Origin of the sequence: Mesobacillus boroniphilus JCM 21738, from assembly GCF_000517385.1 — a bacterium.
GTDB lineage: Bacteria > Bacillota > Bacilli > Bacillales > Cytobacillaceae > Mesobacillus > Mesobacillus boroniphilus.
In genome coordinates this window covers 23,172-36,560 of sequence record NZ_BAUW01000018.1, presented here as the reverse complement: position 1 = coordinate 36,560, position 13,389 = coordinate 23,172, and the positions used below count along the sequence as shown (strand labels likewise).

Sequence of the window (13,389 nt, the reverse complement as noted above, 5' to 3'; positions counted from 1 at the left end):
TTTCTTCCAGGATGAATGGTTTGTGCGGTTTTTTGATGAAGGCGATTGAGTTGCTGAGCGTGTTTTTATGTAGCCCATGATGTAAAAAGGAAGCAAAATGAGCCAGAACAAACCGTGCAGCCAGTCGAAATAACCGAATCCGAGAAAAAAAGTATAATTCCCAGGAATCCAGTAATCGCCCCGATATTAAAAGCTTTTCTTGCCCAATGGATTCCGTAGCGGATGCCGTGCAGTGCCAGCTGCATATAGATGAAGCCTCCAGAAATCATGGTGCCAGCAAGTGTCATCCTGTCATGTGACATAAATTTATAAAGATTGGGATTATAGGCCATCAATTCAAGCCTGGTCATTTGCATGAATGCTTCATCATAGAAGAGGATGACCTTCGTAAAACTGAAGAATAAGACGAGTGCTCCTCCAATCAGGATGAAAAGTCCGAACAGCCAATACCAGATCCAGCCAGGAAGTTCGTTCCTCTCGTCTCCCAGTTTGTCTAGGAGGGCTTCATTGATTCTTTTTGGCAACCCAGGCCCTGATGCGACATAGCCCCCCGATAAAAAGACCAGCTCCGCACCTGCCTCAAAAAGGTCGAGCGCATCGGCGGGTTCAGCAACGCCTCCAGAGGTAACGACCGGTAAATCAATTTCATTTTTTATCATGTTCAGAGCATGTATCAATCCATCTGTTTGCTGAAGTGGCAAGACCTGTGTTCCGGCAGTTAACTTTCGATCTTCTTCAATCATTATTCCGTCCACAAACTGACTGGCTGATTTAACCTTCAAAAGGTTGTCAGCAACAGCAGAATGCCTGATAGCTAAAAGGACAGGCTTGTTTTCAAGCACCGTTTTTATATGTGTGAGATCATCAATGCTTTCAATTGAATCAATTTCAATTATGAAGGCATCGCCAGTATCTTTTAAATGCTCAGCAATGATTTGCGGTTCCTCTAGCCGAATCAGGACAGGCACTGTCCGCGACTTTGTTAGTTTATTTTTTGTGGCGTTAAGTCCAATCGTCTCGGCATGTTCAGGCAGGATCAAGGCATCATTAGTTATTGAAAGAGATCCTGCTGTTTTGGGCTCTCTCGGAAATTTAGTGATGGGACCAACTTCAATTGCCCCAAAGCCAAGATTCGGGAAGGCTTCAATCCCGGATAATTGCGGATCAATCTTCCCGCTTAATCCAACCGGGCTACTGAATTGAAGTCCAAACAGATTGCCGTGCAGTTTTTCCGAGGGAGACATATGCCCAAGAAACTCGATGAAAGTTCTTCCCCCTGGAAACTTTGCGATGGTGGACATTCCACGGTGGATGAATTCCCGTCCTGCATTTCCGGGCAAGGTGGACAGCCATGGTTTAAATAATGGGTGATATGACCAATCAGGCATAATGACCTCCTGAATTTATACGTTACTTTTATTCTATCGCAATTTTCCAAATTTGTGGCAATCAGGGATATATAATTCTCCAGAGCGAATAAAAAGAAATGCTTCTAGCTAAAATAGTGGAGAAAATTTGATTGCGGAGGTAGGAATATGGACTTGAATCGAGTAAGACAGATACTGTCATCGTCAGCAGAAATAGATGTGATTTATAACGGTGCATCCGTGTGGATTGACCATTTGAATGAGGACGGCCGCACTGCCACTGTCCATCTGCGTGGGCCATTGGAAGAAAGGACAACTGTGGAGATTACTGAGCTGCAGGAAAGATCTTAAGCAACGACGATAGAAAAGGAGGAAGTACCTCCATACTTAAGCATGCAGGCCGCCGGAATGCAAAATAGTGTACGGCGGTTTTTTCCTATGGCACAATATTTATAATACCTATAGTGGTTTATCTGCTATTAAATTGAGGTATTTTTTAAAATCGAAAGGAGAGATGAACATGTTCCATCATACGATTGAAGTGGACAAGTCAATGAATGAAGCAGTATCAGCACTTGAGGCAAGCTTGAAAGAGGAGAAATTCGGTGTCCTCTGGTCACTGAATATGAAGGAAACATTAGCTGGTAAAGGTGTGGAACTTGACGGTGACTATATCATCCTTGAAGTGTGCAATCCACATGAAGCGAAAAGAGTACTTGAAAAGAACCCTATCGTAAGCTATTTTCTCCCTTGCAAAATTGTAGTATATAAAGAAAATGGCGCAACCAAGGTCGGCCTTCCAAAGCCAACGGAACTAATTAAATTTGTGGAAAATGATGATTTACAGACAATCGCGGCAGACATCGAAAAAAGGCTGATCGGTGCTATTGACAATATTAAGTAATTTAAAACAACATGAAGTCCGGGTTCTGTCCCGGGCTTTTTCGTTTTGAAAAATAAAGATAAGCCCATTTTGAAAATTTGTTTTGTCCGGCTGTTTAGGACGAATTTTTGCCGGGAACTTAAAGATTAATTAAAACGAAAAATTTCGGCCGATGAGCCGTTTATATAGATTTGGCGGCTGTCAGATTGGCAGCCGTTTTGATTTGTATAAAAGTTTAACCAGCGTTTTGGGGCCGATTCTGACCATATTGATTTTTAAAGCAGTTTAAACAGCATTTGATGGAGGCTAAGAAATTTTTCGGAATGACGGATTGAATTCCAATCAGTCCGTTTTTTATTTTGCAATATGGATATATTAAAAGAAAGAGAACACTGCGTGATACGTTAAAGGTTAAATTATCATCCGCAAGGTTTTAAAATAATCCGTGGGTGGTAATGTAGGTGTACAAGCAGAAAACAACAAAATTCAACATCTTAGAATTCTGCATGTTAGACTGCAGAACCCCTTGGTTTAACACCATGGAAATTGAGGTAATATAAGGTTAGAGCAAGCTGTTTAGCTCCCGGGAAGCAACGAAAATCAGCATAGCTAATTTTACATCACTGCAGTTTGAACTCTTTAAAAGGGTGTAAAAACCCTTTGCACTATTACTACTTGTAAAATACATCTAAATTTTAAGGAGGAATAACATTATGATGAGTTTTCTTTGGGCATTAATTATTGGTGGTATTATTGGGTGGTTAGCAGGATTGATCTTGGGTAGAGATATTCCTGGCGGCGTAATCGGTAACATCATCGCTGGTTTCGTAGGTGCTTGGATTGGACAAGCAATCTTAGGAGACTGGGGACCTGTAGTTGCTGACTTTGCGATTGTCCCGGCATTGATCGGTGCGATTGCATTAGTATTCATCGTCAGCCTTGTAATGAAGAGTATGCGTAAAGCTGACTAATAAAAATCCTTCCACTACGGAAGGATTTTTTTTGTGATTTTCTAGCCATTTCCATAATAAATTTTAAATCTCATATGGATCAATATTAAAAAATATCGGCGGTTGGTCGATAAAAGGTGCGTGGCAGATTATTTTTTCCTGTGTAAACGGATGGGTGAATTCCATCTTTACCGCATGCAGCGCTTGCCTGTGAAATGTATCGCTTCCTTCGTAGAGGCTGTCTCCAGCCAGTGGATGCCCTATAGCGCTGAAATGCACCCGGATTTGATGGGTCCTGCCGGTATCCAGTATACATTGGACAAGGGTCAGATCTTTATGTTTCATTTGGTCCAGTACTTTAAAGTGGGTGATGGCCTGCTGTCCTGTTTCCGAAACTCTTCTTCTTGTTGGATGATGACGGTCACGGCCGATTGGTTTATTGATGGTTCCTTTTTTTTGTCTGATGATCCCGTCAGCCAATGCCAGGTATGTTCTTTTAATGGCACGTTCCTCCAGCATTTTATCGAAAATCGCTGTCATGAGCGGGTTTTTGGCAAAAAGTACGGCGCCTGTTGTCTCACGGTCAAGCCTGTGTATATGACGGGGGCGTGTAAGCTCTCCATTTGACTGCATATGGTAAGCAGCCCCGTTCACCAGAGTGCAACCTGGCCGCTCTCGTTTGGATGAGTATCCATTCCGGCAGGCTTATTGAATACGATCAGGTGGTCATCCTCATAGATGATATCAACATTCAAGTATTCTGGGATGACGGTAGCCTCTTCTTCAGTAAAAAGCTTCATGCTTAAGCGGTCATTCTTTTTGAAGTGATGTGTCCAATCAGGAACATTCCCGTTAATCAGCACGTTCTTTTCCAGCCTTAATTGATGGACTAATTTTTTGGAACCTTCCAAAATTCCCTAAAAAGCGTTTCAAGAGTGTAACTTTCCCATTCAGCGGGAATGGCCAGTTCAAACCAATCGCCTTTTTTGTTAGTGTGTATCATATTTGTCTCCTGACTTTGGTAATGTAGATTATTTTTCTCTATGAAAAAGCCGTATATAAACTCGTTTGCGTTTAATAGGAATATGTCAACTTTTACCGCATGCATGGACATAATTACCACCCAGAAAAATGGAATGGATATGTTATTCTAGGTATATATATTACGAATAGATTACAAAGGGTTAAAAAAGGTGGGTCGATCCTTGAAAATTGTTTTTGCGTCTACTCCCGGACAAGAAGAGAAAGTAGTAGAACTGGCAAGGTATTTTTATACTGATATTTTTCCATTGTACTTTTCAGATGAAGACATTCATGAATTTGAAAGGCTTGAAGTATTACATACAAGACCCGAGCAGTTCGAGAGATTCAGTACACTTGGAGATGCTTTCCAGGTAATCACAAGTATGCAGACATTGATCTCTATTTTGGAGTCTGGCCATATTCCGGAAAAATATCAGTCGATGTTCCGTAAAAATGTCCAGACATTGACAGACTATGGAATCTGTTTCCCGTTTAATTACAGTCAATTTTCTGACTCCAAGCATGTCCATCTAGATTATATCAGTACGTATACAAAAGCCGCCAATAGTCTGTTACTTTAAAATCAAATTTAAATGAAAACGCTGCGAATCGCAGGCGTTTTGACGTTATTTTAAGGTATTTTCATTGAACCAATCTTCGAAAGTCGGTTCTTCCTGGTAGCCAACGATCCTGTTGACTTCTTTACCATCTTGTACTGTACAATGGTTGGAGTCGATTCGATGCCATAATCATTCCAGCCTTGTTCAAACTCTAAAAGGTTATATTGCAAAAGATCAACACCCATATCCTCTGCAAGAGGTGCAACAATAGGCGTGGTGCGAACGCAGTGTGGGCAGGTTGGACTGTGGAAATACACGGTAACATCCTCACCGTTTTCGATTTTTTTATCCAGTTCTTCAGGCAGGATGATATTTTGATAGTTCGGATCATCCAGCTGTTTGACGGTTTCAGGATGAAGAGTATCCTTGCCATACGGATTACCCTCTGCTTTTTCCTCATTTTGCGCTTTATTTAGAAAAAATAATGCTGCGAATAATCCAACGATAATTAATAGAAAAATAATGACCTTTTTCAAATTACGCTTCCTCCTTAGATTTCTTCCAGATCAACATGCTTAGTGAAAAAATAATGATAAAAGCAGTTAAAGCAAGGAATGGGATGGTGATAAAACCAAGCCAATTGATATATTGGCCTGTACAAGGCACTCTCCCGCAAGTATCAGCATTATCAGCCATGAATGGCACTTTTTGCAATGAATAATGGAAAAGAGATATTAATCCGCCGACAGCTGCCATAATCATGGTATAGAAGGTAATCTTATAATCCTTTTTGACAACAGCAATCCCCAGTATTAACGCAAACGGATACATCAGGATTCTCTGATACCAGCACAGGAGGCATGGCTCATACTGGCGGATTTCTGAGAAATACAAACTGCCGAACATGGCGATGATCGATGTAGCCCAAGCCGCAAATAAATACGACTCCCTCGAATCTTTTTTCGTCTCTATCAAGCTAATCTCCCCTAAGCTATGTAATCTCTATTTAAACATTCTTTATAAAAGAAACAACTATCTCTCATTACATCTTAAGGAATGTAATAAAATAATTCAATTAACATTATGTGAAATAATTTTTCCCAATATAAAGGGAGAAGCTAAATAAAGAGTTATAACCGATGAATTTAGGGTATAGGAATATGATAATGATTTTTAAGGTGGTTTGTTTTTTACATAAATAGTAAGTAATTGTTAAATAGCGATTTTTTTATGACAGAAAGGATGCAGGATTGTATGAGTGAATTGGATTTGTCCAAATTTGAAAAAAGAATGATCATCCGCAATACGAAGCAAGAGGATATTGATGAGATTATCAAAATGCAGAACAGCTGCTTTCCGGGTATGGAGCCATGGAAGCGGGATCAGCTGGAAAGCCATCTTGAAATCTTTCCTGAAGCCAATTTGTCGCCGAATATGATGGGAAAGTAGTCGGGTCCTGCTCAAGTCTGATTATAAACTTTGATGAATACGACGATCGCCACAGCTGGGATGATGTCACAGATGAAGGCTATATTTCGAACCATAATCCAGATGGCTATAACTTATATGGAATTGAAGTCATGACACATCCTGAATTCAGGAGGATGAAGGTTGGCTACCGTTTATATGAAGCAAGAAAGGATCTTGCAAGGCAAATGAACTTGAAAAGCATCATCATCGGCGGCAGGATACCGAATTATCATTTGCATGCGGAAGAAATGTCACCTCGTGAATATGTACGGCAGGTCGCATCTCACAAGATCTATGACCCGGTACTCTCATTCCAGCTGAGGAATGACTTCACGCTGATGAGGATTAATCCCAACTATCTGCCGGATGATCTCCAGTCGAATAAGTACGCGACATTGATGGAATGGAATAATGTCGATTACCAGCCAAATTCGAAAAGATTTTATAAAACCAGCAATCCAGTCCGGATTTGTGTTGTCCAGTATATGATGAGGAAAATAAAATCGTTTGAAGATTTGGCACACCAGGTTGAATACTTTACGGATGTTGCAGCGGATGCAGGATCGGATTTTGCTGTATTCCCGGAAATCTTCACGACACAGCTTATGTCCTTCATGGATGAAAAATCACCTTCGCTGGCTATCCGCAGGGTGACTGAATATACAGAGCAGTACATCGAGCTTTTTACCGATCTGGCCGTCCGTTATAATGTCAACATCATTGGAGGTTCGCATTTGGTAAAAGAAGAAGATGACGAAATTTACAATATCTCTTACTTGTTCCGCCGGGATGGGACAATTGATAAGCAATATAAGCTTCATATCACACCAAATGAACGCAGATGGTGGGGCATCAGCCGCGGCGATGAGTTGAAGGTGTTCGATACAGACTGCGGCAAAATCGCAATCCAGATTTGTTATGATATCGAATTCCCAGAGCTTGCTAGGATTGCCACTGATATGGGAGCCAAAATCATTTTCACACCGTTTTGTACCGAAGATCGCCAGGGCTACCTGCGAGTACGATACTGTGCTCAGGCAAGAGCTGTCGAGAACCAGGTCTACACTGTCATTTCTGGTACCGTCGGCAACCTGCCGCAAACAGAAAACATGGATATCCAATATGCCCAGTCTGGGATTTTCGCGCCATCTGATTTCGAATTCGCCAGGGACGGGATTGTCGGTGAAACCAATCCGAATATTGAAATGGTCATGATTGGCGATGTCGACCTCGAAATCCTGCGCCGCCAGCGCCAGGACGGCACAGTCCGCCAGCTGAAAGACCGCAGGCATGATATTTATCGGATTCAGTATAAGAAGTAGAAGTAGAAGTAGGGTAAGTGCGGCACCTGGGGGAAAAAAGCTGGATTCCCAGGTGTTTTTCAGTGAGATTAGAATTGGCAGAGGGCGCATTTTTCGATTTGCGCTCGGTTCCTGAAAATCCCAGAAACCTGGAAAGAGCACACCGATAAAGCGTATTGGTGCACTAAAATTCCAGAAAACGGAAAAGTATATGGGATTCCTGAAACCCGGACTTTTTACAAAACACTGAAATGATATGAAAACAAATTGACAAGTTAGCATAAAAGTTATCAATCAAGCTCCATCTTGTTTTATAATTAGCTGTAAGATTCAAATCTATTTTTTGGGAGGTCATTTGATGGATTGGAAAAAGAACGCTGAGAAATGGCTTGGGTTTGCAGGGTTGGATCCTGAGCTAAAAACTGAGCTTGGCTCATTTAAAGAAAACGAGAAACACCTAGAGGAAGCTTTTTATAAAAATCTGGAATTTGGGACTGGTGGTATGCGCGGAGAAATTGGTGCTGGTACCAACCGCATGAACTTATACACTGTCCGCAAGGCGTCAGCGGCCTGGCAGCATACATAGAAGAACAAGGAAATGAAGCGAAGCAGCGAGGTGTGGCGATCGCTTATGATTCACGCCATAAATCACCCGAATTCGCAATGGAGGCTGCAAGAACATTAGCGACGCGGGGCATCCAGACATATGTTTTTGAAGAACTGCGGCCTACTCCGGAGCTGTCATTCGCGGTGCGGCACCTGCACGCTTATGCAGGAATCGTCATAACCGCCAGCCATAATCCTCCTGAATATAATGGCTATAAAGTGTATGGTCCGGATGGTGGCCAGCTTCCACCAAATAGTGCTGATGAAGTAATTGCCAAGGTAAACGAAATCGAAAATGAACTATCGATCGAGGTAATGGACGAGCAAGAGTTGAAGGAAAAAGGCTTGATCAAGATGATTGGATCTGAAGTGGATCGCGCTTATCTAGAGAAACTGATGACGATTTCCGAAAATCCGACGCTGGCAGATGAAGCCGATGTAAAAGTAGTATTCACGCCGTTGCATGGTACTGCCAATAGGCCGGTGCGCGATATCCTGACAAACCTGAAATACCAGAATGTCACAGTAGTAAAGGAACAGGAGCTTCCTGATCCTGAGTTTTCTACCGTAAAAAGCCCGAATCCAGAAGAGCATTCTGCATTTGAGCTGGCATTCCGTGAAGGAAAGAAAATCGATGCGGATTTGCTGATCGCCACAGATCCGGACGGTGACCGTCTTGGTATCGCTGTTAAAGATGCAGATGGGGAGTATGTTGTCCTGACAGGAAACCAGACTGGAGCACTGCTGCTGCACTATATCCTGAAGCAAAAGCAAGCGAAAGAAACCCTTCCTGCGAAGGGAGCCGTGTTCAAAACAGTCGTTACATCCGAACTTGGCCGCAAGATCGCTTCATCTTTCGGAATCAATACAATCGATGTCCTGACTGGCTTCAAATTCATAGCTGAAAAAATCAAGCAATATGAAGACTCAGGAGAGTATAAATTCCTGTTTGGCTATGAAGAAAGCTATGGATACTTGATTGGCGACTTTGCCCGTGATAAAGATGCAGTACAGGCGGCAATGCTCGCTGTCGAGGTTTGCGCATATTACAAAAAGAAGGGCATGTCCTTGTACGAAGCGCTTCTTAGTGTATTTGAAGAGTATGGTTACTACCAGGAAGGACTTCGTTCCCTGACGTTAAAAGGAAAAGAGGGTGCGGAGTTGATCCAGAAGACACTTGGAGTCTTCCGCCAGGAGCCGCTTAAGCAGCTTGGTGAATTGAAAGTTACCGCAGTGGAAGATTATTTAACAAGTGTAAGAGTGAATGAAAACAACGAGGAAGAAAAAATCCAGCTTCCTTCTTCAAATGTCATCAAATACTATCTTGAGGATGGCACATGGGTGTGCCTTCGCCCATCCGGGACTGAGCCGAAAATTAAGTTTTATTTTGGTGTGAACGATAAGAGCCTGGCTGAAAGTATCCAGAAACTCCAAAAAATCGAACAGGATTTCATGGAGGTAGTTGAAAAGAAAATGCAAGCAGCAAAGAACCTGTAAATCAACTTAGAGATTGATCTGAAAGGAAGTTGTCACATTGTTAAAAGAACAAGTCGCAATCGTCACAGGTGCATCAAGAGGGATCGGCAAGGAAATCGCCGTGAAATTAGCTGAACAGGGAATGAAACTTGTGGTTGCAGGAAGCTCTGAAGAAATCAACAAAACTGCGGAAGAGTTGAAGCAGAAGGGTTTTTCTGATGTCATTGCAGTCCAGACTGATGTCAGCGATGAGCAGCAGGTGAAAAACCTTGTTGATATAACGCTAGAAGCATTCGGTCAGGTTGATGTACTTGTCAATAATGCGGGAATCGGCTTTTTCAAACTGGCCGAAGAAGTAACGGTTGAAGAATGGAAAAAGCTATTTGAAGTAAATGTCCAGGGTGTATTCCTTGGTGCGAAAGCCGTGCTGCCTCATATGAAGGAGCGTAAATCTGGCATGATCATCACAATATCTTCTGATGTTGGCAGATATACGATTCCAAACGGAAGTGCCTATACAGCTTCAAAGTACGCTGTCCAAGGCTTCAGCGGGGCACTTGCGCAGGAAGTCAGGGAATACGGAATCCGTGTTGGCACCATTAATCCAGGAATGGTTGATACTTATTTCGCAGATTCAAAGCAGGGTCTTCCTGAGAAACATGACTGGCTGAAGGTGGAGGACATCGCAAACGCAGTTGTCTATATGGCATCCGCTCCGAAACATATGCTGATTGATGAAATCGTCATCCATCCGCTAGTCCAGAACTACCCGATTGCTTAATAGCAGAGTCCGAAGAGGAATTCCCTCTTCGGATTTTTTTTTTATTAAATAAAACAACGAATATCTTCGAGTGTAAAAGACTTGAGGATGCAATCAACAATAAAGCTGGTGAAACGAATGGTTTGACTCACCATGCGACTGTTCCGTTAAGAGCCGGAGATGAAAAGTTTGGTGTCTTGAATGTAGGCTCACCGCATAAAACCCACTTCAAAAAAGATGAACTCGCCTTGCTTAAGGCAATTGCATTCCAGATTGGAACGGCAATAAAAAGGATAAGGCTTCCCCAGCAGGAACAGGATCTCGCGTTGGCAGCTGAGCTGAACCGCCTGGCAAGGGATTTGCATGATTCGGTGAACCAGCTCCTTTTTTCACTGAGTTTAACTGCAAGGGCTGGCACAGAAATGGCGGATACTCCGGAACTGAAAGATACTTTTTCGTATATACAGGATCTGGCGCAGGAAGCTCAAGGAGAGATGAGGGCCGGAAAATAGACTTCCATCACTTGGTTTGAAAAATCGCCTCATGGACCAGGAACCGCCCTCCGCTTGAAAAAGATAAACCATTAATTAACAATAGGAAACAGCATAAAAAATAACAAACACGGCACCTTAATATAGGTAGCCGTGTTATTTTTTTTGGTGGAATTCTCTTGTTAAATCGAGCCGGTTACAGCGGTTTCCAGGTAGTCATCGCCGGCGGCTTCATTTGCGTGGTCGATATATCTAAGCAGGGAATACAGGCGTTTTTCAATGACAGCATAATCTTTTTCAAAGTTGTAAGCGTGGAGAAAATGTTCAATCTTTTTAGCCAGGAACTGGTCCTCTGTCCTGACCATAAGGATGAGCAGGTTATCCCATTGGGATTGGTGCGTATAATATAAAGCACGATCGTAATCCGTTTTCTTCATATCCAATCCTCCTTATGAGGAGTTGATAATATTATATGGATTTGACGCCGGAACTTCCTCAGAAAATGTTGGACGACCCTGTTTACTGGGGTTTTCAAGTTTTACCTGTATAATTGGGCAGTTAAATGAACTTAGAATGACTACATATCGAATGTGATTATAAAGCTGAGCAGCTTAAAGGAGTGTATGATGAAAAAGTATTTTTTCGCCATAACTGTGACTTTGACTTTGTTAATGGGAACCCAAAGATTGGATGTTAATGCTCAAACTCCTGATTACGAAAAGTATGGAAAGATAGCTACTGCCGTAATCAATGAAGATTTTCCCGATGAGACAGTCCGGAATTATAGGTATATGGGCAGGAAGCAGATAGACGATCGCCAGGTACTTGACTCATTTCAATACAAGGTCAGTGTCAATAAAAAACCTGTCATTATCACTGTGCAAGTAGCGCATGATGTGAAAAATGACAGATTATTGAGCCTTTCTGTTACCGAACAACTGCAGCAGTAAAGTTTCTAACCTGTTCATCTTTCTCCTTTTTTCTCATACATTGTTGTAAGAGGTGAAAGGGGGAGAGATGGTGTCGGAAGATCAAAAGTCACTGGAATATGCCATTTCTGAAATTACCGAAATCGCAAAAGGTTTTGGGCTGGACTTTTATCCGATGAGGTATGAAATATGTCCTGCAGAAATCATCTATACATTTGGTGCCTATGGAATGCCAACGAGATTTTCCCATTGGAGCTTTGGGAAGCAATTTCATAAAATGAAGCTCCATTATGACTTGGGCCTCTCAAAAATTTATGAACTGGTTATCAATTCAAATCCTTGTTATGCCTTCTTGTTGGATTCCAATTCGTTAATCCAAAACAAGTTAATCGTTGCCCATGTCCTTGCTCACTGTGATTTCTTTAAAAATAATGTTCGTTTCCAAAATACGAAACGTGATATGGTCGAAAGCATGGCAGCAACGGCAGAGAGAATCCGTAAATATGAAATCGAGCATGGAAAACAAGCGGTGGAGTCTTTCCTTGATGCGGTACTAGCCGTCGAAGAGCATATCGACCCATCGTTGATGAGGCCTAAGCTCGCATGGTCAGCCGAAGATGATTTCGAGGATGAACCAACGACAATAGCAACCCCGTATGATGATCTTTGGGATCTTGAATCCAAAAAGACAGAATCAACAGAGAAGATAAAGAAGAAGAAATTCCCGCCGCGCCCAGAGAAAGATTTGCTATTGTTCATTGAAAGTTACAGCCGCGAGCTGGAAGATTGGCAGCGGGATATCATGACCATGATGCGGGAGGAAATGCTTTATTTTTGGCCGCAGCTTGAGACAAAAATCATGAATGAAGGCTGGGCCTCTTATTGGCACCAACGGATTCTCCGGGAAATGGACCTGACGAGCGGTGAATCAATTGAGTTTGCAAAATTGAATGCCGGGGTCGTGCAGCCATCCAAAACAGGGATCAATCCATATTATTTAGGAATCAAAATTTTTGAAGATATCGAAGAACGTTATAATAACCCGACTGAGGAAATGAAACGCCGTGGAGTAAAACCAGGATCAGGCCGGGAAAAAATGTTTGAAGTCCGTGAGATCGAATCAGATATTTCATTTTTACGCAATTACTTGACTAAGGATTTGGTCATGCGTGAAGATATGTATCTTTTCCAAAAGCAGGGACGTGAATACAAAGTCGTCGATAAAGCGTGGGAACAAGTCCGCGACCAGCTTGTCAGCATGAGAGTCAATGGGGGATTCCCATATTTGACCGTGACAGACGGGGATTACTTGAAGAATGGAGAGTTATATATAACTCACGGCTTCGAAGGCATCGAGCTGGACATTAAATACCTGGAAAAAGTACTTCCGTATATTCATCAGCTTTGGGGACGGAAATGCCATATCGAAACGATGGTCGAGAGCAGGGCAATGCTATACACCTATGATGGGAAGGGAATCCATCGCAAGTATTTATAAGGAAAGCACAAAACCGCTGATTCTCAGCGGTTTAATTTTTTTTTGTGTAAAAACCATAATAAAAAGGTATTTAAA

At 42.2% G+C, this 13,389-nt stretch carries 10 protein-coding genes and 5 pseudogenes; 10 read left to right on the top strand and 5 right to left on the bottom strand.

Annotated features, from left to right (window positions below; all coding sequences use genetic code 11):
* Window positions 1-65: 65 nt before the first annotated feature.
* Window positions 66-1,388 (bottom strand): dihydroorotate dehydrogenase, encoded by a 1,323-nt coding sequence (locus tag JCM21738_RS07735; protein WP_023625485.1) that lies wholly within the window; start codon window positions 1,386-1,388, stop codon window positions 66-68.
* 147 nt (window positions 1,389-1,535) lie between these two features.
* Between JCM21738_RS07735 and JCM21738_RS07730 the strand changes: the two genes are divergently transcribed.
* The 3 genes from JCM21738_RS07730 (at window position 1,536) to JCM21738_RS07720 (ending at window position 3,221) form a co-directional block, all read left to right on the top strand.
* Window positions 1,536-1,718: an H-type small acid-soluble spore protein gene (locus JCM21738_RS07730; RefSeq protein ID WP_023625484.1), complete on the top strand. Its 183-nt coding sequence runs from the start codon at window positions 1,536-1,538 to the stop codon at window positions 1,716-1,718.
* 169 nt (window positions 1,719-1,887) lie between these two features.
* Window positions 1,888-2,271 carry a DUF302 domain-containing protein gene (locus tag JCM21738_RS07725; RefSeq protein WP_023625483.1) on the top strand — a complete coding sequence of 128 codons (384 nt, stop codon included), beginning with the start codon at window positions 1,888-1,890 and terminating at the stop codon, window positions 2,269-2,271.
* 695 nt (window positions 2,272-2,966) lie between these two features.
* Window positions 2,967-3,221, top strand: a complete 255-nt coding sequence (locus JCM21738_RS07720; protein ID WP_031307992.1) for a GlsB/YeaQ/YmgE family stress response membrane protein — start codon at window positions 2,967-2,969, stop codon at window positions 3,219-3,221.
* 63 nt (window positions 3,222-3,284) lie between these two features.
* Here JCM21738_RS07720 and JCM21738_RS27690 read toward each other — a convergent pair.
* Window positions 3,285-4,200, bottom strand: a pseudogene (locus JCM21738_RS27690) (RluA family pseudouridine synthase).
* Window positions 4,201-4,405: 205 nt separating this feature from the next.
* Between JCM21738_RS27690 and JCM21738_RS07710 the strand changes: the two are divergent.
* Complete coding sequence (locus JCM21738_RS07710) at window positions 4,406-4,804, top strand: YhcU family protein (RefSeq protein ID WP_023625480.1); 399 nt, start codon at window positions 4,406-4,408, stop codon at window positions 4,802-4,804.
* A gap of 45 nt (window positions 4,805-4,849) precedes the next feature.
* Here JCM21738_RS07710 and JCM21738_RS07705 read toward each other — a convergent pair.
* A pseudogene (locus JCM21738_RS07705) lies at window positions 4,850-5,319 on the bottom strand (thioredoxin family protein).
* Between the two features lies 1 nt (window position 5,320).
* Complete coding sequence (locus JCM21738_RS07700) at window positions 5,321-5,755, bottom strand: disulfide oxidoreductase (protein WP_439645993.1); 435 nt, start codon at window positions 5,753-5,755, stop codon at window positions 5,321-5,323.
* Window positions 5,756-6,037: 282 nt separating this feature from the next.
* Here JCM21738_RS07700 and JCM21738_RS07695 point away from each other — a divergent pair.
* From JCM21738_RS07695 to JCM21738_RS07680, 4 genes and pseudogenes are all read left to right on the top strand, one after another.
* Window positions 6,038-7,575: pseudogene (locus JCM21738_RS07695) on the top strand (GNAT family N-acetyltransferase).
* A 337-nt stretch (window positions 7,576-7,912) separates the two neighbouring features.
* Window positions 7,913-9,657 (top strand): annotated as a pseudogene (locus tag JCM21738_RS07690) (phospho-sugar mutase).
* A gap of 37 nt (window positions 9,658-9,694) precedes the next feature.
* Window positions 9,695-10,417: an SDR family oxidoreductase gene (locus JCM21738_RS07685; protein WP_023615462.1), complete on the top strand. Its 723-nt coding sequence runs from the start codon at window positions 9,695-9,697 to the stop codon at window positions 10,415-10,417.
* Between the two features lie 44 nt (window positions 10,418-10,461).
* Window positions 10,462-10,899 (top strand): annotated as a pseudogene (locus tag JCM21738_RS07680) (GAF domain-containing protein); the annotation flags it as partial.
* A gap of 170 nt (window positions 10,900-11,069) precedes the next feature.
* Here the strand turns inward: JCM21738_RS07680 and JCM21738_RS07675 are convergent.
* Entirely contained in the window at window positions 11,070-11,324 is a 255-nt protein-coding gene (locus tag JCM21738_RS07675; protein WP_023615460.1) for a YhdB family protein, read from the bottom strand.
* Between the two features lie 189 nt (window positions 11,325-11,513).
* On the opposite strand from JCM21738_RS07675, the gene JCM21738_RS07670 reads away from it, so the two are divergent.
* Entirely contained in the window at window positions 11,514-11,837 is a 324-nt protein-coding gene (locus tag JCM21738_RS07670; RefSeq protein WP_023615459.1) for a DUF3889 domain-containing protein, read from the top strand.
* A 67-nt stretch (window positions 11,838-11,904) separates the two neighbouring features.
* On the top strand, window positions 11,905-13,314 hold the full coding sequence (locus tag JCM21738_RS07665) for a SpoVR family protein (protein ID WP_031307989.1): 1,410 nt from the start codon (window positions 11,905-11,907) through the stop codon (window positions 13,312-13,314).
* Window positions 13,315-13,389 lie beyond the last annotated feature (75 nt).

Excerpts from the sequence above, each read along its gene's own strand:
- JCM21738_RS07735 (WP_023625485.1), bottom strand. The coding sequence starts at position 1,388 with ATGCCTGATTGGTCATATCACCCATTATTTAAACCATGGCTGTCCACC.
- JCM21738_RS07675 (WP_023615460.1), bottom strand. The coding sequence starts at position 11,324 with ATGAAGAAAACGGATTACGATCGTGCTTTATATTATACGCACCAATCC.
- JCM21738_RS07665 (WP_031307989.1), top strand. The coding sequence starts at position 11,905 with ATGGTGTCGGAAGATCAAAAGTCACTGGAATATGCCATTTCTGAAATT.
- JCM21738_RS07720 (WP_031307992.1), top strand. The coding sequence starts at position 2,967 with ATGAGTTTTCTTTGGGCATTAATTATTGGTGGTATTATTGGGTGGTTA.
- JCM21738_RS07670 (WP_023615459.1), top strand. The coding sequence starts at position 11,514 with ATGAAAAAGTATTTTTTCGCCATAACTGTGACTTTGACTTTGTTAATG.
- JCM21738_RS07730 (WP_023625484.1), top strand. The coding sequence starts at position 1,536 with ATGGACTTGAATCGAGTAAGACAGATACTGTCATCGTCAGCAGAAATA.
- JCM21738_RS07725 (WP_023625483.1), top strand. The coding sequence starts at position 1,888 with ATGTTCCATCATACGATTGAAGTGGACAAGTCAATGAATGAAGCAGTA.